The organism is Kitasatospora xanthocidica, assembly GCF_014656195.1.
Lineage (GTDB): Bacteria > Actinomycetota > Actinomycetes > Streptomycetales > Streptomycetaceae > Kitasatospora > Kitasatospora xanthocidica.
The window spans coordinates 1-24,612 of sequence record NZ_BNBY01000033.1; the positions used below are offsets into that span (position 1 = coordinate 1).

Annotated in this window: 20 protein-coding genes; 8 read left to right on the top strand and 12 right to left on the bottom strand. The window is 74.2% G+C overall.

What is annotated here, in order from left to right; translation table 11 throughout:
- Nucleotides 1-111 precede the first annotated feature (111 nt).
- Complete coding sequence (locus IE332_RS34845) at nt 112-2,682, top strand: ABC transporter permease (RefSeq protein WP_189924491.1); 2,571 nt, start codon at nt 112-114, stop codon at nt 2,680-2,682.
- 63 nt (nt 2,683-2,745) lie between these two features.
- Here the strand turns inward: IE332_RS34845 and IE332_RS34850 are convergent, their stop codons facing one another.
- The 5 genes from IE332_RS34850 to IE332_RS34870 all read right to left on the bottom strand — a co-directional run bounded on the left by IE332_RS34850 (nt 2,746) and on the right by IE332_RS34870 (nt 7,961).
- Nucleotides 2,746-3,405: a DUF4232 domain-containing protein gene (locus IE332_RS34850; RefSeq protein WP_189924493.1), complete on the bottom strand. Its 660-nt coding sequence runs from the start codon at nt 3,403-3,405 to the stop codon at nt 2,746-2,748.
- Between the two features lie 142 nt (nt 3,406-3,547).
- Nucleotides 3,548-4,399 carry an iron uptake transporter permease EfeU gene (gene efeU / locus IE332_RS34855; protein WP_189924496.1) on the bottom strand — a complete coding sequence of 284 codons (852 nt, stop codon included), beginning with the start codon at nt 4,397-4,399 and terminating at the stop codon, nt 3,548-3,550.
- A 49-nt stretch (nt 4,400-4,448) separates the two neighbouring features.
- Nucleotides 4,449-5,753: an iron uptake transporter deferrochelatase/peroxidase subunit gene (gene efeB / locus IE332_RS34860; RefSeq protein ID WP_189924498.1), complete on the bottom strand. Its 1,305-nt coding sequence runs from the start codon at nt 5,751-5,753 to the stop codon at nt 4,449-4,451.
- 115 nt (nt 5,754-5,868) lie between these two features.
- Complete coding sequence (efeO, locus tag IE332_RS34865; protein ID WP_189924500.1) at nt 5,869-7,017, bottom strand: iron uptake system protein EfeO; 1,149 nt, start codon at nt 7,015-7,017, stop codon at nt 5,869-5,871.
- 128 nt (nt 7,018-7,145) lie between these two features.
- Entirely contained in the window at nt 7,146-7,961 is an 816-nt protein-coding gene (locus IE332_RS34870; RefSeq protein ID WP_189924502.1) for an ABC transporter ATP-binding protein, read from the bottom strand.
- A 206-nt stretch (nt 7,962-8,167) separates the two neighbouring features.
- On the opposite strand from IE332_RS34870, the gene IE332_RS34875 reads away from it, so the two are divergent.
- The gene (locus IE332_RS34875) at nt 8,168-10,282 is read left to right on the top strand and encodes an AMP-binding protein (protein WP_189924504.1); all 2,115 of its coding nucleotides are present in this window, start codon (nt 8,168-8,170) and stop codon (nt 10,280-10,282) included.
- A 65-nt stretch (nt 10,283-10,347) separates the two neighbouring features.
- Here IE332_RS34875 and IE332_RS34880 read toward each other — a convergent pair whose 3' ends face one another.
- Nucleotides 10,348-11,676, bottom strand: coding sequence for a hypothetical protein (locus IE332_RS34880; protein ID WP_189924506.1), 1,329 nt, complete (start codon nt 11,674-11,676; stop codon nt 10,348-10,350).
- Between the two features lie 198 nt (nt 11,677-11,874).
- On the opposite strand from IE332_RS34880, the gene IE332_RS34885 reads away from it, so the two are divergent.
- Nucleotides 11,875-13,533 carry a M4 family metallopeptidase gene (locus IE332_RS34885; protein WP_373313926.1) on the top strand — a complete coding sequence of 553 codons (1,659 nt, stop codon included), beginning with the start codon at nt 11,875-11,877 and terminating at the stop codon, nt 13,531-13,533.
- A gap of 25 nt (nt 13,534-13,558) precedes the next feature.
- Here IE332_RS34885 and IE332_RS34890 read toward each other — a convergent pair whose 3' ends face one another.
- Entirely contained in the window at nt 13,559-14,626 is a 1,068-nt protein-coding gene (locus IE332_RS34890) for a hypothetical protein (protein ID WP_229929151.1), read from the bottom strand.
- Nucleotides 14,627-14,760: 134 nt separating this feature from the next.
- Here IE332_RS34890 and IE332_RS34895 point away from each other — a divergent pair, with 134 nt between their 5' ends.
- The gene (locus IE332_RS34895; protein WP_189924510.1) at nt 14,761-16,014 is read left to right on the top strand and encodes an RNA-guided endonuclease InsQ/TnpB family protein; all 1,254 of its coding nucleotides are present in this window, start codon (nt 14,761-14,763) and stop codon (nt 16,012-16,014) included.
- Between the two features lie 120 nt (nt 16,015-16,134).
- On the opposite strand, the gene IE332_RS34900 is transcribed toward IE332_RS34895, so the two are convergent.
- Nucleotides 16,135-17,148, bottom strand: a complete 1,014-nt coding sequence (locus tag IE332_RS34900; RefSeq protein WP_189924512.1) for a transcriptional regulator — start codon at nt 17,146-17,148, stop codon at nt 16,135-16,137.
- A gap of 59 nt (nt 17,149-17,207) precedes the next feature.
- Here IE332_RS34900 and IE332_RS34905 point away from each other — a divergent pair, with 59 nt between their 5' ends.
- The gene (locus tag IE332_RS34905) at nt 17,208-18,407 is read left to right on the top strand and encodes an MFS transporter (protein WP_189924514.1); all 1,200 of its coding nucleotides are present in this window, start codon (nt 17,208-17,210) and stop codon (nt 18,405-18,407) included.
- Nucleotides 18,408-18,690: 283 nt separating this feature from the next.
- Here the strand turns inward: IE332_RS34905 and IE332_RS34910 are convergent, their stop codons facing one another.
- The 4 genes from IE332_RS34910 to IE332_RS34925 all read right to left on the bottom strand — a co-directional run bounded on the left by IE332_RS34910 (nt 18,691) and on the right by IE332_RS34925 (nt 22,035).
- A complete protein-coding gene (locus IE332_RS34910) occupies nt 18,691-19,416 on the bottom strand; it encodes a rhomboid family intramembrane serine protease (protein WP_189924523.1) in 726 nt (241 codons plus the stop codon).
- A 146-nt stretch (nt 19,417-19,562) separates the two neighbouring features.
- Nucleotides 19,563-19,955, bottom strand: coding sequence for a response regulator transcription factor (locus IE332_RS34915; RefSeq protein ID WP_189924525.1), 393 nt, complete (start codon nt 19,953-19,955; stop codon nt 19,563-19,565).
- A 10-nt stretch (nt 19,956-19,965) separates the two neighbouring features.
- Nucleotides 19,966-20,934, bottom strand: a complete 969-nt coding sequence (locus IE332_RS34920) for a glycerophosphodiester phosphodiesterase (protein WP_189924527.1) — start codon at nt 20,932-20,934, stop codon at nt 19,966-19,968.
- Between the two features lie 87 nt (nt 20,935-21,021).
- A complete protein-coding gene (locus IE332_RS34925; protein ID WP_229929152.1) occupies nt 21,022-22,035 on the bottom strand; it encodes an ArsR/SmtB family transcription factor in 1,014 nt (337 codons plus the stop codon).
- Nucleotides 22,036-22,109: 74 nt separating this feature from the next.
- On the opposite strand from IE332_RS34925, the gene IE332_RS34930 reads away from it, so the two are divergent.
- The 3 genes from IE332_RS34930 to IE332_RS34940 all read left to right on the top strand — a co-directional run bounded on the left by IE332_RS34930 (nt 22,110) and on the right by IE332_RS34940 (nt 24,480).
- A complete protein-coding gene (locus tag IE332_RS34930) occupies nt 22,110-23,072 on the top strand; it encodes an aldo/keto reductase (protein WP_189924529.1) in 963 nt (320 codons plus the stop codon).
- Between the two features lie 113 nt (nt 23,073-23,185).
- Nucleotides 23,186-23,809: a histidine phosphatase family protein gene (locus IE332_RS34935; RefSeq protein ID WP_189924531.1), complete on the top strand. Its 624-nt coding sequence runs from the start codon at nt 23,186-23,188 to the stop codon at nt 23,807-23,809.
- Nucleotides 23,810-23,898: 89 nt separating this feature from the next.
- On the top strand, nt 23,899-24,480 hold the full coding sequence (locus tag IE332_RS34940; protein ID WP_189924533.1) for a TetR/AcrR family transcriptional regulator: 582 nt from the start codon (nt 23,899-23,901) through the stop codon (nt 24,478-24,480).
- Nucleotides 24,481-24,612 lie beyond the last annotated feature (132 nt).

A 24,612-nucleotide genomic window follows, 5' to 3' on the forward strand; every position in this document is an offset into this window, starting at 1 on the left:
CGCATGCGCCGCTTCGACGCCAAGGGCCGCACCAGCTGACACCACGCACCAGCTGAACCGGCAACCCCGAAGCCATCCGCCCCACGAGCCCCCCAGGACTGACGACCCCTCATGTTCCGCACCGCATTGCGCAATGTGCTGGCCCACAAGGGCCGACTGCTGATGACGACGCTCGCCGTCATGCTCGGCACCGCCTTCGTGGCGGGCACGCTCGTCTTCACCGACACCCTCGGCAGCGCGCTCAGGTCCCAGAACTCCAAGAGCTACACCGACATCGCCGTCACGGTCAGCGACCGGGACGCGGTCGGCCGCGGCTACGACCACGGCGGCCGGGCCCACACCGGGCCGACCCTCACCGAGTCCACCCGCCAGGCCGTCGCGGCGCTGCCCGGCGTCGCCGAGGCCCGCGGCGTGGTCAGCGGCTTCGCCGGCATCGCCGACAAGAAGGGCGCGCTGATCGGCGACGGCTTCTCCACCACCGGCACCAACTACGTGCCGGGCGCCGACGGCACCGACCCGCGCTACCCGCTGGTCGAGGGCCGCGGCCCGAAGAACGCCGGCGAGATCGCGCTGGACGCCAAGACCGCCGGGAAGGGCGGCTACAAGGTCGGCGACACCGTGCGGGTGGCCGTCAACGGCCCGGTGATGGAGCTCAAGCTCACCGGCACCCTGCGCACCAACGACCCGCGGGTGCAGGCCGGCGGCTCGCTGGCCGCCTTCGACAGCGCCACCGCCCAGCAGCTCTACCTGACCCCGGGCCGCTTCGGCGAGCTGGACGTCAAGGCCAAGCCGGGCACCGACGACACCGCGCTGCTCACCGCCGTCAAGCAGGCCCTCCCGCAGGCCGACACCATCGAGGCCAGGACCGGCCGCGACCTGGCCGACGAGCAGGACCGGATGATCCAGCAGGGCACCAAGGGCATGAGCACCGCCCTGCTGGTCTTCGCGGGCATCGCGCTCTTCGTCGGCGTCTTCATCATCGCCAACACCTTCACCATGCTGGTCGCCCAGCGCACCAAGGAGCTGGCCCTGCTGCGCGCCATCGGCGCCAGCCGCAAGCAGATCACCCGTTCCGTCAAGATCGAGGCGGCGCTGGTCGGTCTGACCGCCTCGGTGGCCGGTCTGGTGGCCGGCATCGGCATCGCCGCCGGGCTCCAGTCGCTGCTGAACGGCCCGCTGGAGGCCAACCTGCCGGACGGCCCGCTGGTGATCGCCCCGAGCACGGTGATCGCCGCGCTGGCGGTCGGCGTGCTGGTGACCCTGGTCGCCGCCTGGCTCCCGGCCCGCCGCGCCTCCCGGATCGCCCCGGTGGCGGCGATGAGCTCGTCCGAGCAGCCCGCCACCCAGAAGAGCCTGGTGGTCCGCAACAGCATCGGCCTGGTCTTCGCCCTGGCCGGCGCGGCCGCGCTGGCCGCGGGTGCGGCCGGCAAGGAGGTCAAGCTGGTCGGCGCCGGGGCCGGCGCGCTGCTGATCGGCGTGTTCGTGCTGACCCCGCTGCTGTCCCGGCCGCTGATCGCGCTGTTCGCCCCGCTGCTGGGCGGGCTGTACGGCACCCCGGGCCGGCTGGCCAAGGAGAACGCGATCCGCAACCCGCGCCGGACCGCCGCCACCGCCTCGGCGCTGACCATCGGCGTCACCCTGATCACCGCGCTGACCGTGGTCGGCGCCTCGGTGAACAAGGCCGTGGACAAGGCGACCGCGAGCGACTTCAAGGCCGACTTCACGGTCACCATGCAGAACTACTCGATGCTCTCCCCCGAGGTCGGCGCCCAGATCGCCAAGGCGCCCGGCGTCGCCGCGATGAGCATGGAGCGCACCGTCCCGGTCACCCTGGGAGACGGCGGGGAGGACGCGGACACCGAGTGGCTGACGGCGGTGGACGCCGCCACCATCGACCAGCTGGCCACCGTCAAGGTCAAGGAGGGCGCCGCGGACGCCCTCAAGCAGGGCAAGCTGCTGGTGAGTTCCGGCACCGCCGACCGCACCCGCTACAAGGTCGGCGACACCCTCGCCGTCACCTACCCGGACGGCGCCAAGGGCTCGCTGACCGTCGGCGGCGTGCTGGAGTCCAACACCGCGCTGGCCGGGATCGTCGCCCCCGAGTCGGTCGTCGGCCCGCACGCGGCCCCCGGCACCGGCCCGAACAAGGTCCTGGTGAAGGGCACCGACGGCCCGACCGGGAAGCTGAAGCAGGCGGTGCGCGACGCGACCGGCGGCAACCCGCTGATCGCCGTCAAGGGCGAGAAGGACATCAAGGCGGAGAGCCGGCAGATCGTCACCAGCATCCTGAACATGATGTACGGCCTGCTCGGCATGTCCGTGGTGATCGCGGTGCTCGGCGTGGTCAACACCATGGCGATGTCGGTGTTCGAGCGCCGCCGGGAGATCGGCATGCTGCGGGCGATCGGCCTGGACCGGCTCGGCATCCGCCGGATGGTCCGGCTGGAGTCGCTGCTGATCGCCCTGTTCGGCGGACTGGTCGGCGTCGTCCTCGGCGTCGTGGTCGCCTGGGCGGGCCTGCGCACGCTGGCCGACACCTTCAAGGGCATCACCACCGAGGTGCCGCCGGTGCAGATCCTCGGCTTCCTGCTGGCGGCCGCCGTGGTCGGCCTGCTGGCCGCCCTCTGGCCGGCCCACAAGGCGGCGAAGATGGACATCCTGGGCGCCATCAAGAGCGACTAGTCCGGTACGTACGCCAGGGAGCCCCGGGGCGGTCCGATCGGACCGCCCCGGGGCTCCCTCGTGTCACGGCCCGGCGAACACCACGCCCTGGTTGGAGGGCTGCAGACTGCCGGTGGTCAGGCCCTGAGCGGAGACGGGCAGTTGGACGACCGGCTTGCCGTCGAGGCCGAGCACCTCGGCGGTCAGCTGCTTCGTCTCGTCCGGCGGGGTGAGCCGCAGGCCGGTGATCACGTGGCAGGTCGGGTCGGCCTTGTCGCAGGAGCTCCACTTGAGTCCGGAGAAGGCGGTCGTCCTCGGCTTCAGGGTGATCGCCATGGGCGGCCCGGGGTGCGGCTCCCGCTTGACGGCCAGGGTGTCCGCGCTGTTGTCGGGCCGCAGGCCGCCGTACCCCGGGTAGCCGAACAGGGTGCAACTCCGGCTGCCCTTGTTGGTGACCATCACCATAGCCGAACCGGCCTCCTGGAGCTGTACGGTGGCCGTGAGCTCGTCGGCCGTGCACCGCGCGCCGGCCGACTGGCCGACCATCGGGCCGGTCGGCGTCGCCCCGGGGACGGTCCCCTTGCCGGCGCTCGTCGGCTGCACAGATCCCGCCCCGGTGACGGTCACCGTCGGCGCCGGCTGCGCGCCCGCCCCCGCGTCGTCGTCGCACGCGGTCAGCAGCACGGCGGCGGCGAGCGCCGTCACGGCGGCGGCGGCGAGCCTGGCAGGCCTGCGAACGGTCATGGTCCCCCCACGGGTGAACGGTCGGTCTTTCCGTCCCCGAGCACGCCGCCCACGACCGCGCCGGTTGCGGCTGTAACGGACCCATGACGAAACCGCCCCGCCCGGCGGGTGCCGGGCGGGGCGGTTCGGGGGATCCGCGGGGTCAGGCGGCCGGCTCGGCCGTGACCGGCTGGGCGGGCTTGGGCGTGGACTTGCCGCCGCCGAGGACGTTGAAGAAGACGGCCAGCGTCGGGACCAGGTAGGCGAGCCAGACCACCAGCTGCAGCACCGTCGGGTCGGGCTGGAAGTTGAAGACGCCCTTCAGCAGGGTGCCGTACCAGCTGTCCTTGGGGATGGTGCTGGAGATGTCGAAGGCCGTGCTGTGCAGACCGGGCAGCCAGCCGGCCTCCTGCAGGTCGTGCACGCCGTAGGCGAGCACGCCGGCCGCGACCACGACCAGCATCGCGCCGGTCCAGGTGAAGAACTTGGCCAGGTTGATCTTCAGCGCGCCGCGGTAGAACAGCCAGCCGAGCACCACCGAGGTGAGCAGGCCGAGCGCGGCGCCGATCAGCGGGTTCCAGCCGTCACCGGTGGCCTGGACCGCGGTCCAGATGAACAGCGAGGTCTCCAGTCCCTCGCGGCCGACGGCCAGGAAGGCGGTGACCACCAGGGCGGTGGTGCCCATCGCGAGCGCCGCGTCCAGCTTGCCGTGCAGCTCGGTCTTCAGGTGCCGGGCGGTGCGCCGCATCCAGAACACCATCCAGGTCACCAGGCCGACCGAGATGATCGACAGCGAACCGCCGAGCGCCTCCTGGGCCTCGAAGGTGAGCTGCGAGGAGCCGAACTGCAGCACCGCGCCGAAGGCCATCGAGAGGACCACGGCCGCGCCGACGCCCAGCCAGACCGGCGGCAGCTTGTCCTTGCGGTCGGTCTTGACCAGGTAGGCGATCAGGATGCAGACGACCAGGCTGGCTTCGAGGCCTTCGCGAAGGCCGATCAGGTAGTTGCCGAACACGCTGGCTCCCTGGGGGTGAAGAGGTGGTACGTACGGGGGTGGCGGCGGGTCAGCCGAACAGGGCCTGGCCCCACCACTCCCCCGGCTTGCGCACGCCCGCCGGGCAGGCGAAGTGGGCGGAGCCGACGTGCTGGATGTACTCGTTGAGCTTGTCGCTCGACGCCAGGCGGGTCTGCAGCGGCACGAAGGCCTTGCGGCTGTCGCGCTGGTAGGCGAGGAAGAACAGGCCGGCGTCCAGGCGGCCGAGGCCGTCGGTGCCGTCGGTGAAGGAGAAGCCGCGGCGCAGGATCATCAGGCCGCTGTTGGCGTCCGGGTGGGCGAGCGCGACGTGGGAGTCGGCGGGCATCGCCTTGAGGTCCGGGGCGTCGTGCTCCTTGGCCTTGCCGTACGGCGCACCCTCGCCCTTGGTGCGGCCGAAGACGTCCTCCTGCTCCTTGAGCGAGGTGCGGTCCCAGGTCTCGATGTGCATCCGGATCCGCCGGGCGACGAGGTAGGAGCCGCCGGTCATCCACTCGGGGCCGTCGCCGGGGGCGGCCCAGACGTGGTCGGCGAGCTTCGCGGTGTCGGTGCCCGCGATGTTGTGGGTGCCGTCCTTGAAGCCCATCAGGTTGCGCGGGGTCTGCGCGTCCGGGGTGGTGGAGGAGGTCTTGCCGAAGCCGAGCTGGGACCAGCGGATGTTGACGGTGCCCATGCCGATGCGGGCCAGGTTGCGGATCGCGTGCACGGCGACCTGCGGGTCGTCGGCGCAGGCCTGGACGCAGATGTCGCCGCCGCTGCGGGTGGGGTCGAGCTTGTCGCCCTTGAAGCCCGGCAGGTCGATCAGGGCCTCGGGGCGCTTGGCCTTCAGGCCGAAGCGGTCCACGCCGTCCTTCTCGAACAGGCTCGGCCCGAAGCCGATGGTGAGGGTGAGCCGGGAGGCGGGCAGGCCGAGGGCCTCGCCGGTGTCGTCCGGCGGCGCCTCGGGCAGGCCGGTGGCGGCGCCGGTGCCGACCTCGCGGCCGCCGGTCATCGCGGCGGCCGCCTTGGTCCACTCCTTGAGCAGCTTGACCAGCGACTCCCGGGTGGCCTTCTCGGAGACGTCGAAGGCGGCGAAGTGCAGCCGGTCCTGGACCGGGGTGGCGATGCCGGACTGGTGCTCGCCGTAGAACGGCACCTCGGCGCCGGCCGGGGCGGCGGCCGCCGGGGCGGGGTCGTCCTGCCTGGTGGCCGCGGCGACCGAGCCGACGGCGGCGGCGCCGAGCGCGACACCCGCGCCGGCCCAGCCGATGACGGCGCGTCGGCTGACCGCGCTCTTGGTCGCGGCGGCGTCGGCGGTGTCCGGCGTCGCGTTCTGCTGCTCGTTCTCGGCGTCCATCGGCGGGCGGGCCCTTCTCGGTACTGAGTGCTGTGCGCTGACTCACGGATGCCGTGGCGGCCGGTCCGGGCCGCCACGGCGTCGTGGGGTGGGTGGTGGGGGAACCGCGTGGCCGTTACTTGGCGACCACGGCGGCGGCCAGCTTCGACAGCGGCTCGCCCAGCGAGTTGACCGCGTCGGAGAAGGTCTTGCGCTCGGCCTCGGTGACCTTGTCGTAGGAGGTGAAGGTGCCGTCGGCCTGCTTGTACTTGGCGAGCAGGGCGTTGATGGCGGCGAACTCGGAGTCCAGGGTCTTGGACAGGTCCGCGTCCTTCTCGGCGGCGACCGGCTTCAGCAGCTCGTAGGCCTTCTGAGCGCCCTCGACGTTGGCCTGGAAGTCGGCCAGGTCGGTGTGGCTGTAGCGGTCCTCCTCGCCGGTGATCTTGTTGGTGGCGACCTCGTCCAGCAGCTCCTTGGCGCCGTTGGCCATGCTGGTCGCGGTGATCTCCGCCTCGGGGATCTTCTTCTGCCAGTCCTTGAGGTCGTTCACCAGCTGGTCGGCGAGCTTCTTCTCGTCGTCACCGATCTTGGCGTCGGCCCAGAGCGACTTCTCCAGCTTGTGCCAGCCGGTCCACTGCTGGCCGGCCTCGACCTTGTCCTCGCGGGTGTCGGTCTTGGGGTCGACGTCGCCGAAGCTCTCGGCGACCGGCTCGGTGCGCTCCCAGCCGGTGCGCGAGGCCGCGAACAGCGACTTGGCCTTCTCCAGGTCGTCCGCCTTGATCGCGGCGGCGAAGGCCTCGACGGCCGGGATGGTCGCGTCGGCCTGCTCCTGGGCGTACTTGCGGTAGGCGTCCACGGCGGCGGCCAGGCGCGGGTCGGCCGGGGCGGCGCTGCCGCTGGCACCGGTCACGGTGATCTTCTGGCGGATGCCGTCGCCGACCATGCCGGGCTTGCAGGCGATCTCGTACGAGCCGGCCTTGATCTCGGCGTTGATGCTGGCCTTGGTGCCGGGGCCGATGTTCTCGCGCTCGGTGACGATCTTGTCGCCGTCGCCGTAGACGTAGACCTCGGTGGTCTTGGAGCCCTTGTTGCTGATGTCCAGCACGACGTGGCCGGCCGCGAAGGTCGTCTTGGAGACCTCGCACGCGGTGTCGGTCGCGTTCACCTTGACCGCGTCGGAGGAGCCCGCCTTGTCGTCGCTCTTGGACGAGCAGCCGGCCAGGGCAGCGGTCGCCACGGCGAGGGTGAGCAGCACGGCTGCGGTGGAACGGCGACGGGCGGACATGCGGGCTCCAACGGAAAAGGGCATGGGTGTGCCAGGCAATGAGGGACGGACGGGGCCGGGGCTCCGTCCTTAGCTAAGGCATACCTTACGTATGGATGTCCCAGCGTCTACACCCACCCCCGGAACCGTTACCTTCCCGGTGTACGACGGGCGGCGGCCCGGGCCGTCCAGCGGCCCTCGTGCCGGCTGATCCGGATCGGGTGGCCGAAGGTCTCGCTGATCAGCCCGGTGGTCATCACCTCCGCCACCGGCCCGGCCGCCACGCACTCGCCGCCGCGCAGCAGCAGGGCGTGGGTGGTGCTCTCCGGCAGCTCCTCCAGGTGGTGGGTGACCAGCACGCTGGCCAGGTCCGGGTGCTCGTGGCGCAGCAGGTCCAGGCTGTCCAGGAGGAGCTCGCGGGCGGTGAGGTCCAGCCCGGTGGCGGGCTCGTCGAGCAGCAGCAGCCGGGGGCTGGGCATCAGGGCGCGGGCGATCAGGGCCCGGCCGCGCTCGCCCTGGGAGAGGGTGGTCCACGGGGACTCGGCCATCGCGCTCATGCCGAGCGTGTCGATCAGCCGGTCGGCCCGCTCCAGCACCTCCGGGGCGGGCTTGCGGTGCAGTTCCGGCTCGATGGTGTTGGCGTGCCCGGTGAGCACCACCTCGCGCACGGTCAGCGGGGAGCGCAGCGGGTGGCGCGGGTTGACGTGCCCGAGGTGGGCGCGCAGTTCGCGGACGTCGACCCGGCCGAGCCGGCGGCCGAGCACGTCCACCTCGCCGCGGGTGGGGTGGGAGACGGCACCGAGCAGGGCGAGCAGGGTGGACTTGCCGGCGCCGTTGGGGCCGAGCAGCGCCCAGTGCTCGCCGGGCCGGATCTCCAGGGTGATCCCGCGCAGCAGGTGGCGTCCGTCGCGCACGACGTCGACGTCCTTGGTGCGCAGGAGGGGGCCGTCGAAACTCTCGGTCATGGGGGCTCGGTCTCCGATCGCGGCGGGGAGCGGGCGCGGCGCCGCACCGGACGGGCGCGGCGCCGTCCGTCCGCGTGCAGACTACAACCGTCGGCCGGGGCGGAGCCGGACCGTCCGCTGGGTGGACACCCCATAACCCTGTTGCCCGACGGGAGTTGGGAGGAGGATCGTCCCTCCGAGGGGACGCGGGGCGAGGGGGAGGCCGGATGAGCGGGGACACCGGACGGGCCGGGACGCTGCACGGGCTGGTCGAGCGGCAGGCGCGCCGGGCGCCGGCGGCGGTGGCCGTGCGCTGCGGCGAGCGCGAGCTGACCTACGGGGAACTGAACAGCCGGGCCACCCGGCTGGCCGCCGTACTGGCGGAGCAGGGCCTGGCCCCGGGCGGCCGGGCGGCGGTCGCACTCGGCCGGGGCACCGAGGTGTACGTGGCGCTGCTCGCGGTGCTCAAGGCGGGCGCCGCGTACGTGCCGCTGGAGCCGAGCGCGCCGGACGCGCTCCTGCGACACGTGCTGGCCGACGCCGCGCCGGACGTGGTGGTGACCGAGGAGGTGCACCGGGTCCGGCTGGCCGACGCGGGCGGGGCGCGGCTGGTCTGCGTCGACACGGCGGAGGCGGCGCGGGCCCCGCTCGCGGCAGCGGAGGCGAAGGCGCCACCCGAGGCCGGTCCGGAGGACCTGGCCTGCGTCTTCTACACCTCCGGCTCCACCGGACTGCCCGTCGGCGCGCTGGTCGAGCACCGCAACCTGCTGGCCGCGTACGAGGGCTGGCGCGAGGTGTACGGGCTGACCGCCGAGGACCGGATCCTGCAGACGGCGAGCCTGGAGTTCGACGTCTTCACCGCCGACTGGGTCCGGGCGCTGGGCACCGGCGCCACCCTGGTGGTCACCCCGTTCAACCTCACCCTGGACCGCACCGCCGACCTCGGCGCGCTTCCCGCCCTGGTGGCCGCCGAGCGGATCACCGTGCTGGAGCTGAACGTCCGCACCGCGCGCCGGCTGACCGGTCTGCTGGCCGCGACCGGCGCGGGCCTGCCCGGGGTGCGGCTGCTCACCGTCGGCGCCGAGAAGTGGTACCTGGAGGAGCAGTTGGGCCTGCAGCGGCTGCTCGGCGAGCGGACCCGGGTGCTGAACGTCTACGGGCTGGCCGAGGCCACCGTGGACAGCACCTACTTCGACGCGCAGGGCACCGCCGCCGCCGACGGCGCCGAGCGGGTCTCGCTGGTCGGCCGCCCCTTCCCCGGGACCCGGGTGTACGTGCTGGGCCCGGACGGCACCCCCGCCGGGCACGGTCTGGCGGGCGAGATCGCGATCGGCGGCGCCGGCCTGACCCGCGGCTACCTCAACCGGCCCGCGGACACCGCCCGCCGCTTCGTCCGGGCGGACTTCGACCCGGACGGCCGGGTGCTGCTGACCGGCGACCTCGGGGTGCTGCGGGCGGACGGCGTCCTGGAGTTCACCGCGCGGGCCGCGACCGTGGTGGGACCGCTCGGCGCGGAACGGCCGATCACGGTGCTGGCGCGGGTGCGGGCGGCGGTCCGCGCGGAGGGCGCGCTGCGCGGGCATCCGGCGGTGCGGGAGGCGGCCGTCGTCGAGGTGGAGCCGAGGCCGGGGCAGCGGCAGCTGGTCGGCTACGCGGTGACCGCGCCGGGGGCGGAGGGGGCGGACGGCTGGTCGCTCTCCCAGTACCTGGAGGCGGAGCTCGACGGCGGCCCGGTGCCGGCCGCCGTCGTCCCGGTGCCGGAGCTGCCGCGCACCCGGGCGGGCAAGCTGGACCGTACGGCCCTGCCGCTGCCCGCCCCGCCGGAGCACACCGCACCGCGCTCCGCCAAGGCCGGCGGCCGGAGCGGGGGCAAGGGCGGCGGCAAGGGCGGGGGCGGCGGCTCCTGGGACGGGCCGGTCGCGAACGGCTGCGCGGCGGTCTTCTGCGTGCTGCTGTTCGGCGGGGGCGCGTGGGTGACGACCGATGTGCTGTTCCCCGGCTCGACCGACCTCACCGGCGTGCCCTCCCCGTACGACGCCCTGTTCCGTCTCCTCTACCTGTGCGAGAACCTGGCCTTCGGCGCCGGGATCGTCTACCTCTCCGTCGGCTTCGAGGCGGTGCTGCGGATGGGCCGGCCGCGCCGGCTGTCCGCCTTCACCCATCTGGCGGTCACCTGGCTGCTGGTCAACTGGTGGCCGCAGGACAACCTCTACCGGCTCACCAGGGCCGACGACTGGCCGCGCGAGGCGGCCCTGGTGTTCGCCTTCAACGTTCCGCTGATGCTGGCGGCGCTGGTGCTGGTGCGTTTCGTCCTCTGGCGCCCGCCGGTCGGGAAGGAGTGACGGCGCCTCACCGACGCCACCTCATCGCTGCACCGACGCCGCCGCACCGCCGCACCGCCGCCACCTCATCTGAGCGCCTCGAACATCCCGGCCAGCCCGTGGTTCGCGGCGGCGACCAGCGCCTCGGCCGCGTCCAGCGCCTCCGGGTCCGGCCCGGCGAGGGCCAGGCCGACGGTCGGCTCGGGCTCGCGGCAGGCCGTCGGGATCAGCGGCAGCAGGGTGACGCCGAGCCGGGCGCAGCGCGGCCGGAGCCGTTCCAGGTGGTCGTGCAGCGCGGCCGGGGCGAGCCGGGCGCCGAGCGGCATCCCGTCCAGGGTGCGCACCAGGTGGCCAGGGCCGCGCACCTCGTCGAGCCGGGCGGCCAGCACGAAGGCGACGGCCGGGCCGGTGAGCCGCAGGTTGATCTCGGTGGGGGCGAGCCGGCGCTCCCGGTCGGTGACGAAGTCGACGTCGTACCAGCCGCGGTAGCCCTCGGCGGCCAGCCGCTCGCCCACCGCGAGGGCCAACCGGCGGGCGGTCGCGGCGGCGGCCGCCGGCACCGCGCCGGGGCCGACGGTGACGCCCTGGTAGCGGGTGCCGGCCACGTCCATGGCACCCGCGCCGACCGGGTGGACGGTGCCGTCCGGGCCGACCAGGGCGTCGTAGGTGAGGTCGCGCAGCCGGGCGGCCGGGCCCGGGTCCACGTGCTCCTCCAGCAGCAGCGGGCCGTCCGGTGGCAGGAGTTCGGTGCGGACCAGGCGCCGCAGCAGGGCCGCGCCGCCGCCCGCGGCGAACAGCTCGGCGGGCTCGACCACGACGGTGCCGTAGCCGCCGACGCCGTACGGGCTCTTCAGGACGGTGGTCCGCCCCCGGGCGGCGCGGGCGGTGAGCCGGCGGGCGGCGCGGCGGCGGCCGTCCGGGCGTTCCTGGTCCGGTGGGCGGACGCCGGGGTGGCCGGGGGCGAGGGCGGTGAACAGGTCGTGCGCGGCGGCCTTGGACTCGTAGCGGCGCACGGCGGCCAGTTCGGGCCCCTCGCCCCGGGCGGCCGTCCGGCCCCAGCCGATCACCGGACGGCCGGAGTCGGCGATCCGGGCGGCCAGCGCGGGGCGGTCGGCGAGCGCCTCGGCCATCGTCCGGTCCGGCGCCACGCCGCTGTGCACCTCGACCGGGCCCCAGTCCAACTCCCGGGCCAGCCAGTCGGTCCACTCCCGGTCGACGTCGGCGGGCAGCACCAGCAGGGCGGGTTCGGGGCTGTAGGCGACGGCCAGGCAGGCGTAGTGGTGGGCGTGCCGCAGTCGCCGCAGGCGCTGTGCGGCGTCCGTGCCGGGGGCGAGGAACTGGGCGTTGAAGTCCGCGACGTCGCCCACGTGGACCGCCGCCCGCCCGCCGGTCCAGGCCCCCACCCATCCGTCCATGGGCCGGAAGCCTAGGGGTTGCGCGGTCCGGCCGCGCGGGGTTTCACAGTGCCGACAGGCCGGCCTCGTCGGTGCGGGGTCCACGCCACGTGTAGTCGATCGTCACGACGGCACTGTAGACCGCTTGTTAACTTCTGATCATTTTTGACTGTCAAAGGACACAGCTTGGCAAAGTTATGACCATCCCTCTAGCTGAACATGACTGATCGCCGTCAATCTCTGACCCAGCTCCTATCCCTGCAGCTAACCCCCACTGGAGTCAGAGTGACCCCCACGTCCTCCTTCCGCCGTGCCCGCGTGGCCGGAGCCGTCGCGATCGTCGCCGCCCTCGCCGGCGCGACCGTTCCCGCCGCCACCGCCTCCGCCGCGCCCAACCCGCGCGAGGCCGCGATATCCCAGGCCCGCGCCAACGTGGCCCACAACGCCGCGGTGTTCGGCTTCGGCGCCGGCCAGGACCTCGTGCTCAAGGACGTCGTGCTCGACGCCGACGGCACCTCGCACGTCCGCTTCGACCGCACCTACCAGGGCCTGCCCGTGGTCGGCGGCGACCTCGTCGTCCACCAGGACGCCAAGGGCAAGTTGAAGGACACCACCCGCGCCGCCGCCCACGACGCCGCCGTGAAGTCGACCGTCCCCAAGGTCCCCGCACAGTCCGGCGCCGCCAATGCGCTGTCCGCCGCCCCGGGCGTCCGGGACGCCGTCAGCACCCCCGAACTGATCGTCTGGGCCGCCGACGGCACGCCCCGCCTCGCCTGGCGCACCACCGTCGAGGGCACCGGAGAGCACGGCCAGCCGGCCGGCAAGGTCGTCGTCACCGACGCCACCACCGGCGAGCAGATCGAGTCCTACGACGCGGAGCACCAGGCCACCGGCACCGGCAACTCCGAGTACACCGGCACGATCGGCATCGACACCACCCCGGTCAGCGGCGGCTTCACCCTGACCGACCCGGTCCGCGGCCACGTCACCAAGGACGCCCACAACCTCTCGTCGAGCTCGGTCAAGGCCACCTCGGGCACCGCCTTCACCAGCGCCACCAACGTCTGGGGCGACGGCAAGAAGTTCTCCACCGACCGCTCCACCGCGGCCGTCGACGCCCACGCCAACACCGCCTGGACGTACGACTACTACAAGAACACCTTCGGCCGGAACGGCATCAAGAACGACGGCAAGGGCGCCACCGTCTTCGTCCACGTCGGCACCAACTGGGACAACGCCCAGTGGTCCGACAGCTGCTTCTGCATGATGACCGGCGACGGCGACGGCTCCCACGACCCGGAGCAGGTCGACCTCGACACCATGGGCCACGAGATGACCCACGGCGTCACCAGCGCCACCGCCAACCTGCGCTACAGCGGCGAGTCCGGCGGCCTCAACGAGTCCACCAGCGACATCTTCGGAACGATGGTGGAGTGGTACGCCAACAACAAGGTCGACACCCCCGACTACCTGTTCAGCGACCAGTCCACCCCGCCGTGGCTGCGCCGCTTCGACAAGCCCTCGCTGGACGGCAACTCGGCGGACTGCTGGAGCAGCTCGGTCGGCAGGCTGGACGTGCACAACTCCTCGGGCGTCGGCAACCACTTCTTCTACCTGGCCAGCGAGGGCAGCGGCAGCAAGACCATCAACGGCTTCACCTACAACAGCTCCACCTGCAACAACTCCACGGTGACCGGCATCGGCAACCAGAAGGTCGCCAAGATCTGGTACCGCGCGCTGACCGTCTACATGACGTCCACCACCAACTACAAGGGTGCCCGCGCCGCCTCGCTCAACGCGGCCAAGGACCTCTACGGCGCGACCAGCACCGAGTACAAGGCCGTCGCGGCGGCCTGGAGCGGCGTCAACGTCAGCTGACCTGCGCCTCCTTCGACCGCTGTTCCTAGTGGTTGAACCCGACGTGGCAGTGGTCGTGGTGGGTGTCGTCGGTGAAGAACTGACTGCCGGCGCCCGGGATCGCCACCGGACCGCCCACGTTGTACGAACCGGCGGCGGCCGCGTCCCGCATGAAGGACTCGACCAGCCGCCGGGGCGTGGCCCGGTCCACCACGGCCATGCCGTCGATCCGCCAGACGTCGAAGGCCCGGCCCAGCGGATGGTCGCTGGGCCGGGTCGTCCCGAAGACGTCCAACGGGTGGCCGGTCCGCACCACGCTCACCAACAGCGTGTACGGGCCGGCCAGCCGCAGCATCGCCTCCAGCACGCTGTCGTGCACGGCGCCACCGCGCAGGTCCGCCGCCGCCTCGGGCGGCAGCTCGATCCTCGGCTCGGCCAGTACCCGGGCCACCGTCGCGGACGGTGCGGCGGCGGCCGGGCCCGCGACCCCCGGGTGCAGGGCGGTGACGGTCCACCGCGGTTCGGCCCGACTCAGCCGGACGTCCACGGTGGTGCCGCCCTCGGCCACCGACCCGTCCGGACCCCTGGTCCACTGCCGGCAGACCACCAGCACGCTCGCCGAGTCGTCGAGGATCCCGCCGTACTGGGCGACGACCACCTCCAGGCTCGCCTCGGCCGCCGCCGGGGCCAACGGCCCGGCCTGCTCGGCCAGCGCGGGCGGCAGACCGAGCGCCGCCACCCGGGCCCGGGCCGCCTCCACACCCTGCCCGCCGGGCGGCCAGGCACCCAGCGCGACGACCAGCTCGACGGCGCGGCGCTTGACGTCGGGCTGGATCTCGTCCGGTCCGGGCTGCCAGAGCGGCCGCTCGGGCAGCGGGGTCGGCGCGGGCGTTCCAGGCGTGGGTGTTTCGGGCGTGGGCGCTCCAGACGTGGGCGTTTCGGGCGTGGCTGTTCCCGCCGTCGACGTGCTCGCCACGCCGCTCGAACTCGGGGCCGCGGTCTGCGGCTTGCCCTTGCCCGTACACCCCGCGGCGCCGAGCAGCAGTGCCGCCGCGCCCACCCGCAGCACCTCGCGCCGGCCCGTACCCGCACCGCCCCCCGCCACCTGATTCACCTTTGATCTCCCAGGATGCCCCGGCCTTCAGGCCGGGGAGGAATGGGGGTTTGACGCGGAGCCGCGTAGCGGCGGAGCGGTCTCCGGAGGTTCTGACGTGAGCCGTTGTCAGTGCCTGTCGGTAGGTTGGTCGTGTGCACCTTCGGTACTCCTATCGCATCTACCCGACGGCGGGTCAGCGAGCTTCACTGGCCCGGACGTTCGGGTGTGCCCGGGTGGTGTACAACGACGCTCTCGCGGCACGGAAGGAGGCCCGGAAGGCCGGGCGGCCGTACCCCGGGAGCGCGGATCTGCAGAAGCTGGTGATCACCGGGGCGAAGAAGACCGCGGAGCGGGCGTGGCTGGCCTCGGTCGGCGTGGATCCGCTGATCCAGTCCCTTCGGGACCTGGACACGGCGTACCGGAACTTCTTCGACTCGGTGTCCGGTAAGCGCGCCGGTCGGCCGATCGGGCTTCCCCGGTTCAAGTCGAAGCGCGATGGCCGGCAGTCGCTGCGGTTCACCCGTAACGGGTTCCGTCTCCGGGGCAACGGGAAGCTGAACCTGGCGAAGATCGGCGATGTGCGGGTGAAGTGGTCGCGCGCTCTGCCCGCCGACCCGTCCTCGGTGACGGTCGTGCTGGATGCGGCGGGGCGGTACCACGCGAGCTTCGTCGTGGACGTCGAACCCGGCCACCTGCCCGAGGTCGATGCCGAGGCCGGCATCGACCTCGGGCTGACCACCTATGCCGTCCTCTCGGACGGCAGCGTGATCGACAACCCGCGCTTCCTGCGCAAGGCCGAGAAGCGGTTGAAGGCCGCGCAGCGGGAACTGTCCCGCAAGGCCAAGGGCAGCAAGAACCGGGCCAAGGCCCGCAGGAAGGTCGCCAGGGCGCACGCCAAGGTCGCCGACACCCGCATGGACTGGCTGCACAAGCAGACCACCAGGATCATCCGCGAAACCCAAGCGGTGTACCTGGAGGACCTGAACGTGCGCGGCCTCAGCCGTGGCCGACTCGCCAAGTCCGTCCACGACGCCGGATGGTCCACCTTCCGGCGTCTCCTCGAAGAGAAGGCGGCCCGCTACGGACGGACCATCGGGATCGTGTCCCGCGCGTTCCCGTCCTCCCAGCTCTGCTCGGAGTGCGGACACCGCGACGGACCCAAACCCCTGCACGTGAGGGAATGGGCCTGTACGGCGTGCGGTGTGCTGCATGACCGTGACCTCAACGCTGCTCGCAACATCCTGGCCGCCGGGCAGGCGGACAGGCTAAACGCCCCTGGAGGACCGGCAAGACCCGGCGTGGCGATCCCACGCCGGGCACGGCCCGTCGAACGGGGAACCCGCCTCGGCGACCTGCCACGCACGGGTGTCTGTGCCGCGGGCGCGGGAGGAATCCCCGTCCGCTAGGGCGGGGAGGATGTCAACGGTCATGCCGTCAGTATGCGACCCGGGGCAGGGCACCGCCGGGGATGCCGGCCGGGTCCCGCGACGGCGCGCCCGCACGACGCCGTCGTCACGGCAGCGACGTCACAGCGCCGCGGGCCCGGACCGCTGCGCGTCGACCAGGACCCGGCCGGCCGTAGTCCGCCGGTACAGGACGACGCGGCCCGCGCGTCGCCGCTCGGCCAGCCGGGCCTCGCGCAGGATCCGCAGGTGCCCGCCGACCGCGCCCAGGGGTCGGCCGGTGAGGGCCACCAGCTGGGTGGTGGTCTTCGGCGTGTCGAGCAGGGTGAGGAGCTCGGCGCGCGCGGAGCCGAGCAGGGCGGCCAGGGCCGTCGGCACCGGGCGGCGCCCGTCGTCGGCCAGGACCCCCGCGCACGGGTAGACGACCGCGTACCGCCCGCCGGGGCCCGCCCGCCGGCCGTCGACCGCCGGGACGTCCCAGCAGACCCAGCTCTGCGCCGGGGTCACCGGGACGAACATCAGCCGGGCCCCGGAGAGTTGCAGCGGCGGACCGTCCCCGCCGGTGACCCGCAGGCGGTCCGCTCCGAGCCAGCGCATCCCGGGCCGCAGGTCGTCGAGGGTGGCGGCCCAGCCGTGCGATCCGAGCCGGGCGGTCCGGGCGAGGACGTCGGCCTCGATGATCCGGCGGCGGCGCGGCCAGGAGGGCAGCACGGTCTCCGTCCACACCCACTCCAGCAGGTCGGCGGCGCGCGGCGCCAGGTCGTCGCGCCGCAGCGGCTCCGGCAGCGCACCGCCCAGGGTCTCCGCCAGGTCGGCGCGCACGACGGCGGGCGGCGTGCCGCGGACCTGCTCCAGCTCCTCGGCGAAGGTCGGACCGCCGTCGCCGAGGGGGGTGGGGGTGAGGAAGGTCGCGTTCCAGCGGCGCCCCAGCGCGGCCCCGACCAGGGCCGCCGTGACCGGGTCCGCGGCCAGGCGCTCGCGGTAGCCGGCCAGGTGGGCGGCGAGCCAGTGGTGCTCGCCCGGGTGCGCCGCGGTGCCATGGTGCAGGGTCTTCAGGCCGGCGAGCGCCTCGGCCAGGGGGGAGGTGACGAAGCGGCCCCCGGCGAGGGTGTCCGCGTCGACCCGCCACCAGCTCATCTTTCGCCTCCCCGCGAAAGAGTAACGGCCCGTCCGCCGGCCCGCCGAGACTCTGCCGCATGCGTACGTACCGACAGCTCTTCCGTACCCCGGAGTTCACCCCGCTCCTGCTCGCCTCGGCCGGGCAGACCGCGGCCCAGACGGTGAGCGGGCTCGCCCTCGGCGTCCTGGTGTTCGACCGGACCGGCTCGGCCCTGCTCTCCTCCCTCGCCGCGTTCGGACCCGCGCTGGCCCAGCTGGTCGGCGCCGCCACCGTGCTGTCCGGCGCGGACCGGCTGCCACCGCGCGCCGCCCTGACCGGACTCGGCCTGCTGCTCGGCGCGGGCACCGCCGTACAGGCGCTGCCGGGGCTGCCGGTCTGGGCGGTGTTCGCGACGCTGCTGCCGCTCGGCGTGGCCGGGTCGGTCGGCGGCGGCGTGCGGTACGGGCTGCTCAACGAGGTCCTGACCCGGGACGGCTACCTGCTCGGGCGCTCCGTCCTCACCATGGCGGCCGGGATCGTCCAGATCGGCGGCTTCGCGCTCGGCGGAGCGCTGGTGACGGTGCTCTCGGCGCGCGGCACCCTGCTGCTGGCCGCCGGCCTGTACCTGCCCGCGACCGCGGTGGCACGGTTCGGGCTCAGCCGGCGGCCGCCCCGCGCCACCGGGCCGGCGTCCGTCGCCGGGACGTGGCGCACCAACGCCCGGCTCTGGTCCTGCGCACCCCGCCGGTACGTCTACCTCGCGCTGTGGCTGCCGAGCGGCCTGATCGTCGGGGCGGAGTCGCTCTACGTCCCGTACTCCCCCGGCGACGCGGGCGCGCTGTTCGCCTGCGGGGCCGTCGGCATGCTGGCCGGCGACGCCGTCGCGGGCCGCCTCCTGCCCCCCGGGTGGCGGGACCGGCTGGCCGTCCCGCTGTGCGTCCTGCTCGCCGCCCCGTACCTGCTCTTCGCCTTCGAACCGGCGCTGCCGGTCGCCCTGGCGCTGGTCACGGTCGCCACCTTCGGGTACGCGTCGGGGCTGCTGCTGCAGGAGCGGCTGACGGCGCTGACCCCCGACGAGCTCAGCGGGCAGGCGCTGGGCCTGCACAGCTCCGGGATGCTCGCCATGCAGGGGGCCGGCGCGGCACTGGCCGGCGGGGTGGCCGAACTGACCTCCCCGGCCACCGGCATGGCGACGGCCGCGGCGGCGTCGCTCGCCACCACCCTGCTGCTGGCACCGGGGCTGCGCCGCGCCCCGGCCCGCCGGGACCCGCTCCCGGCGGCGGGCCTGCCGGATTGACCCGCGGGGAATCGCCGACACGGCCCGCGAGGAGACGCCGACGGTGTCGCCCGGCTGAAGGACGGACTCGGCCCGGACGACGAGCGGCGGATCCACGGCAGCCGGGCGCCGGCCCGCTCGCTGACGGCCCATGACCTGATCGACGAGTGCCACCCGCTGCCCCTTCCGGTGGTCCTCGGCCCCGGCGCGCGGCTTCCGGCGCCGGGGTGACGATCCGGACCTGCCGCCCCGCCGGCCGGGCGGCCTTCGGGGACCTCTCGGTGCGGGAGGCGTGCCCCCGCCGTCAGGCCGTGACGGGCCGGCTGCTCCGCCCGGGCGTCGCGCCGGGTGCGAGGAGCAGCCCGAGCAGACAGCCCGCCAGCAGGCCCGCGCCGTGGTTGTTCCGCAGCGCGCAGAGGAACACGGCGGCCGCCGGGACGAGCAGCAGGTACCAGCCGGCCTTGAGTCCGGGGCCGCGGAGGCTCCCGCGCCGCAGGCAGGTGACGGCCAGCGCGCCCAGCAGGCCGCAGACGGCCACCGAGTCGCCGCCGCCGCGCGGCGCCCAGCCGGCCAGGCTCACCACGTGGGCGAGGACGCCGCTGACCAGGAAGACGGCCAGGGTCCGCCACCACCCGAGGACCGTCTCGGCGACGGCGCCGATCATGAGCAGGGCCGGCAGGTTGAACGCGATCTGGACGAGGCCCGAGGACTGCACCAGCAGCGCCGTTCCGGCCCGCCACCACTGTCCGTCGTGCAGCGCGTCCGGCTGCCGCATCAGGTCCTCGACCACGGCGGGCACGGCGTACTGGACCACGGCCATCACCGCCATCACGGTGAACAGCGCGAACGTGGCCCACGGGCGACGTGCCAGAGCGGTGCGGACGACCGCGAGCACCTCGCCCGGCCCTCCGGCCGAGGGCCCTCCGGCCGCCGGACCGCCGGCTCCGGAGCCGGCCAGCACCAGCGTCCGCAACCCCACGCCGACCACCACGGCCGCGCTCGCGTACAACCCGATCTCGTGCGGCGACATCGCCGACCCCCCGTTGCCACAGACCCGGGCGGTCCCGCCCGGCCGACGGCCCATCATCCCGGTCGGACCGGACCCGGCACCAGGGCGGATGATCATGGATCCGGCATGACGGCCGTCACACTCGCACCGCGGAGCCCGAACAGGTCCTACGCCTGCTCCGGGGGCCGCAGGGCGTAACCGTCCTCGGTCCGCTCGATCCAGGAGGGCTCGCCGAGCTCGGTCCTCAGGACGGTCATCGGGAACCCGAGCTCGTGGGTGAGGAGCGGGGCGCCGTAGACCTTCCCCATGATCACGTGCGGCTGGTGCACGCCCTCGCCGAGCTCGATCAGACCGCGCAGCAGTCGGACGTCGGCGTGGGTGAGCCGTACGTCCCGGCCGTCCACGGTGACGGCCTTGGTGTCCAGGTCGACGACCAGCCGCCCGTCGAAGGCGCTCAGCGAGCCCTGCGGCTCCGGGAGCCGCCCGAAGTGCCTCAGGACGAACTCCTCGGCGCTCGTCCGCTCCGCCGGCCGGCCACCCGCCGCCTGCTCCTCCGTCACGCCGGGCAGCCTAACCCGGGTTGTTCGACGGCGACCAGGCCGCCGTCCAACCGGCCAGCTCGGCGGGGCGGTTGGTGATGATGCCGTCGACGCCGGCGGTGGTGAGGGCCTTCCAGCGGGCGGGCTGGTCGACCGTCCAGACGTTGACGGCCACCCCGGCGGCGTGCAGGTCCCGGATCACGTCGGGCCGGGCGGACAGCGCCTCGTCGGAGGGGTTGTAGGCGGCCAGTCCGAGTTCGCGGGCGGTGGCGACCGGGTCGGCGTCCAGGGTGGCGCGGAGCAGGCCGAGCGGGAGTTCGGGGGCGAGCTCGCGGGTGTACCGCAGGGCGTCCGCCTCGAAGCTCTGGACGAAGACCCGGCCGGTCATGCCGTGGTCGCGCACCTCGCGGACGATCCTGGACACCTCCTCGCGGGTGTGCGGCCCCTTGATCTCCAGCAGCAGCCTGCCGCCGCGGGTGCGCAGGTCCTCCAGCTGGGCGGCCAGCGTCGGCAGGTGGGTGCCCGCGTAGGCGGGGGCGAACCAGGAGCCGGCGTCCAGCGTGTCCAGCTGGGCGGCGGTCAGGTCGCGGATGCGGCCCTTGCCGTCGGTGGTGCGGTCCACCGTGTCGTCGTGCAGCACGTACGGGACGCCGTCCCGGCTCGGCTGGACGTCGTTCTCGATCCACTCGGCGCCGCCGCGCCGGGCGACCTCGTCCGAGACCAGGGTGTTCTCGGGCGCGGCCGAGGACGCCCCGCGGTGCGCGTAGACGGTCGGCGGCGCGTCCGCCCGGCGGAGCCCGGCGTGGGCGGCCGACCCGTCCCGCGGCGCGCCCTGCTGCGGTTCGCCCTGCTGCGGTCCGTCCTGCTGCGGTGCGGCCCGCGGCACGGGGGCCGGCGCCGGGGCCCCGGTGAGCGCGACGGTGCCGAGGGCGACACCGAGCAGCGCGGCGACGGGGGCGGCCCGGCGGCGCGGGCTCCGGGGGTGCCGACTGGAGGTCATGTCCCGCACGCTACGGACCTCGGACGGATCGGGCCAGACGACACCGGGAAGCCGGCCGACGATTGCGGCAGGCGGAGGAACACCCCGTCAGCCCTCCCCCAGCGGCGCCAGCAGCGCCTCCGCCGAGGCCGTCCGCGCGTACAGCACCGACCGCCCGGCCCGGTGGGCGCTGACCAGGCGGGCGTCCCGCAGGGCCGTCAGGTACTGGGACACCGCCGACGCGGACAGTCCGGTGCGCCGGGCCAGCTCGGTGGTGGACGCCGGGGCCGCCAGCTCGGTGAGCAGCCGGGCGCGGGAGCGGCCGAGGACCGCGGCCAGCGCCTCGGTGCCGGCCGCCGGGGCGCCGGTCCACAGCGTGCCGATGCCGCGCGCCGGGTAGGCGAGCTGCAGCGGCTCCGGCGGAGCGAGGCGGGTGTAGAGCGCCGGGCCGGTGAAGGCGGACGGGACCAGCAGCAGGCCCGCCCCCGCCGTGCGGCCCGGCAGCGGGCGGGTGCGGTGGCGCAGCCGCAGGGTGTCCTCGGTCCAGCGGAGTTCGGTGTGCAGGTCGTTCAGCACCCGGGCCGCGCCGTGCTCGGCGGCCTGCCGGGCCCGGTGCAGCACGTCGGCGTCCAGGACGGCGCGGATCCGTGCCCAGTACGGGGCGAGCGCGAGTTCCCAGTACGCCTCGACCGCCTCGGTGAGCCGGACCAGTCCGCCCGCCGGATCGCCGTACAGGGCGCGCAGCCGGGGGCCGAGCCCGCCGCGGCCGTCCCGGGCCCGGTCGAGGCCGCCCCCGAGCCGGTCGAGGTCGTGACGGACCCGCTCGGCCGGGGTGGCCCTGATCGCGGCCAGTTCCTCCGCCAGGGTGGGGGCGGGGCCGGTGGGGGCTGGGTTGATGAAGTCCGGCACATATCCGGCGGGCGGGACGAGTTCGGCCAGCAGCGCGTAGGCCGGGCCGAGCGCCGCCAGCCGGGGCCGCACCTGGTCCGCCCAGGGCCGGTGGACGGGGTGGGCGAGCCCCGAGCGCAGCAGCCGCAGGCTCGGGCCGACCTCCCACATCGGGGAGACCGCGAAGCGCATCCGCGCCAGGTCGCCCGCCGTGAACAGCAGCTCGGCCGTCAAGCCCCCACCCCCGTGGATTCAGTCATGTTCGAATCATTGGCGGTCAGGCTAGTGCAGCAGCGATCATGATCGGCATGACTTCCCGGATCACCACCCCCGTACCCCTCGCACCCGCCACCCCCGGCACCCCCGTGACCGCTGCCGCCGCCGGCACCTGGACCCTCGGCGACCGCGCCGTCCACCGCATCGGCTTCGGCACCATGCGCCTGCCGCAGACCGGCCCCGCGCTCACCCCGGACGCCGTGCCGCGCGACCGGGAGCAGGCCCTGCGGGTGCTGCGCCGCGCCGTCGAACTGGGCGTCAACCACATCGACACCGCTGCCTTCTACTTCTCCCCGCTGCGCTCCGCCAACGAGCTGGTCAACCGGGCGCTCGCGCCCTACGGCGACGACCTGGCCATCGCCACCAAGGTCGGCCCGGCCCGCGGCCTCGACGGCCGGTGGGAGGAGCACGCCCGCACCCCGGAAGGGCTGCGCGCCCAGGTCGAGCAGAACCTGCGCGAGCTCGGCCGCGACCACCTCGACCTGGTCAACCTGCGCGTCGTCGGCACCGACTCCGTCGCCGAACGCTTCGGCGCGCTGGCCGAGTTGCGGCAGGCCGGACTGATCCGCCACCTCGGCGTCTCCAACGTCCACCCGGACCAGCTCGCCGAGGCCCGGACCGTCGCCCCCGTGGTCTGCGTGCAGAACCCGTACGGCATCGGCGCCTCCGCCGCCCAGGACGAGGTGCTGCGGCTCTGCGGCGAGCTGGGCATCGCCTTCGTCCCCTTCTACGCGATCGCCGGCGCGGGCCGGGAGGGCGGCGCGGGCGCGAGCGAGCCCGCCGCGGTGCGGACGGTCGCCGAGGCCCGCGGGGTGAGCACCGCACAGGTCCGCCTGGCCTGGACGCTCCAGCGCGGCCCGCACGTGCTGGCCATCCCGGGCACCGGCGACGTGGCGCACCTGGAGGACAACATCGCGGCCGGCGCGCTGCGGCTGACGGCGAAGGAACTGGCCCTGCTCGACCAGGCCCACCAGGGCGAGAGCGCCACCGGCTGAACCGGCCCACCAGGGCAGGGCCGCCACCAGCTGAACCGGCCCCGGAACCGGGCGGGGCCCGTCGCGCGTCGCTCGGGACGACTTGACCTCGATCCTGTTGAGGAGCCCCGAGCATGACCGACCTCGCCACCCGCTACCTCTACCTGGCCCGCCACGGCGAGGCCGCGCCCGACGGCAGCGGGCTGACGGACACCGGCCGCCGCCAGGCCGCCCTGCTGGGCCGGCGGCTGGCGGGCCGGCCGATCTCGGCGCTGCACCACGGTCCGCTGCCCCGGGCCGCCGAGACCGCGCGGCTGGTCGCGGAGCAGCTGAACGGTGTTCCGCCGGTGGTGTGCGAGGAGGCGGGCGACTACGTCCCGCACATGCCGGAGCGGGCCGAACTGCCCGAGGACAGCGCGGACTACCTGCTGGACTTCCTCGCGGACACCACCCCCGAGGAGCTGGCGACCGGGCCGGTGCTGGCGCGGCGGGCGATCGAGCGGTTCACCGGTCCGGTGCCGGGCGGCGCGGAGCAGCACGAGCTGGTCGTCACCCACGCCTTCCTGATCGGGTGGCTGGTCCGGCACACCCTGGGCGCCCCGGCCTGGCGCTGGCTCGGCCTCAACTCCGCCAACACGGGTCTGACCGTGCTGCGTTACGCGCCCGGCCGGCCGTCGGGCATCCTGCTGCTGAACGACCAGGGGCACCTGCCCGAGGAGCTGCGGTGGACCGGGTTCCCGCCCGAACTGCGCTACTGATCCGGAGGGTGACTGCCCCTCGGCTCTCCCTCGCCCCCTCGCCGACCCGCCGTCGACAGGAATATGCAGACCGGTCTACTATCGCCCGCATGGGAGTCAAGGGCGAGGAGACCCGGGCCCGGCTGGTCGCCGGCACCAGGGAACTGATCGAGGCGCAGGGCTACTTCGGGACCGGCCTCAACCGGATCGTGGCCGCCACCGGCGCCCCGCGCGGCTCGCTCTACTTCCACTTCCCCGGCGGCAAGGACCAGCTGGTGGCGGCCGCCCTCACCGAGGCCGGCCAGGAGGTCGAGGCGCTGCTCAGCGCACCGGCCGCCGAGGGCGCCGACACCGCCGCCCTCACCGAGCTGCTCGTCGAGGCCTTCGCCGAGCGCCTGGTGAAGTCCGACTACAGCAGCGGCTGCCCGATCGCGACCGTCGCCCTGGAGACAGCGGGCACCAACGAGGCGCTGCGGGCGGTCTGCGCCGAGGTGTACGGGGGCTGGCAGCGGGTCCTGGCCGGGCGGCTGGAGGCCGAGGGCTTCGGCCCGGCCGAGGCCGACACCGCCGCCGGCCAGGTGCTCGCCCTGCTGGAGGGCGCCGTCCTGCTCGCCTCCGTCCGGCGCAGCCGCGAACCGCTGGACCACGCCCGGCACGCCGTCCGGCACCTGCTCGGCAAGCACGACGCGTAGCCGCGGGCGCGCCGCCGTTCGCCCGGCGGCGCGCCCGCGCCTTCGCGTACCCGAAAAATATGCAGACCGGTCTACTGATTTTCTTGAGTCCCTGAGTCCCTGAGTCCCTGAGTCCCTGAGTCCCTGAGTCCT

Bases quoted from the DNA above. Each gene is read 5' to 3' on its own strand.
- IE332_RS34845 (WP_189924491.1), top strand. From the start codon at position 112: ATGTTCCGCACCGCATTGCGCAATGTGCTGGCCCACAAGGGCCGACTG.
- IE332_RS34850 (WP_189924493.1), bottom strand. From the start codon at position 3,405: ATGACCGTTCGCAGGCCTGCCAGGCTCGCCGCCGCCGCCGTGACGGCG.
- efeB (WP_189924498.1), bottom strand. From the start codon at position 5,753: ATGGACGCCGAGAACGAGCAGCAGAACGCGACGCCGGACACCGCCGAC.
- efeO (WP_189924500.1), bottom strand. From the start codon at position 7,017: ATGTCCGCCCGTCGCCGTTCCACCGCAGCCGTGCTGCTCACCCTCGCC.
- IE332_RS34870 (WP_189924502.1), bottom strand. From the start codon at position 7,961: ATGACCGAGAGTTTCGACGGCCCCCTCCTGCGCACCAAGGACGTCGAC.
- IE332_RS34875 (WP_189924504.1), top strand. From the start codon at position 8,168: ATGAGCGGGGACACCGGACGGGCCGGGACGCTGCACGGGCTGGTCGAG.
- IE332_RS34880 (WP_189924506.1), bottom strand. From the start codon at position 11,676: ATGGACGGATGGGTGGGGGCCTGGACCGGCGGGCGGGCGGCGGTCCAC.
- IE332_RS34885 (WP_373313926.1), top strand. From the start codon at position 11,875: ATGACTGATCGCCGTCAATCTCTGACCCAGCTCCTATCCCTGCAGCTA.
- IE332_RS34900 (WP_189924512.1), bottom strand. From the start codon at position 17,148: ATGAGCTGGTGGCGGGTCGACGCGGACACCCTCGCCGGGGGCCGCTTC.
- IE332_RS34905 (WP_189924514.1), top strand. From the start codon at position 17,208: ATGCGTACGTACCGACAGCTCTTCCGTACCCCGGAGTTCACCCCGCTC.
- IE332_RS34910 (WP_189924523.1), bottom strand. From the start codon at position 19,416: ATGTCGCCGCACGAGATCGGGTTGTACGCGAGCGCGGCCGTGGTGGTC.
- IE332_RS34920 (WP_189924527.1), bottom strand. From the start codon at position 20,934: ATGACCTCCAGTCGGCACCCCCGGAGCCCGCGCCGCCGGGCCGCCCCC.
- IE332_RS34930 (WP_189924529.1), top strand. From the start codon at position 22,110: ATGACTTCCCGGATCACCACCCCCGTACCCCTCGCACCCGCCACCCCC.
- IE332_RS34935 (WP_189924531.1), top strand. From the start codon at position 23,186: ATGACCGACCTCGCCACCCGCTACCTCTACCTGGCCCGCCACGGCGAG.
- IE332_RS34940 (WP_189924533.1), top strand. From the start codon at position 23,899: ATGGGAGTCAAGGGCGAGGAGACCCGGGCCCGGCTGGTCGCCGGCACC.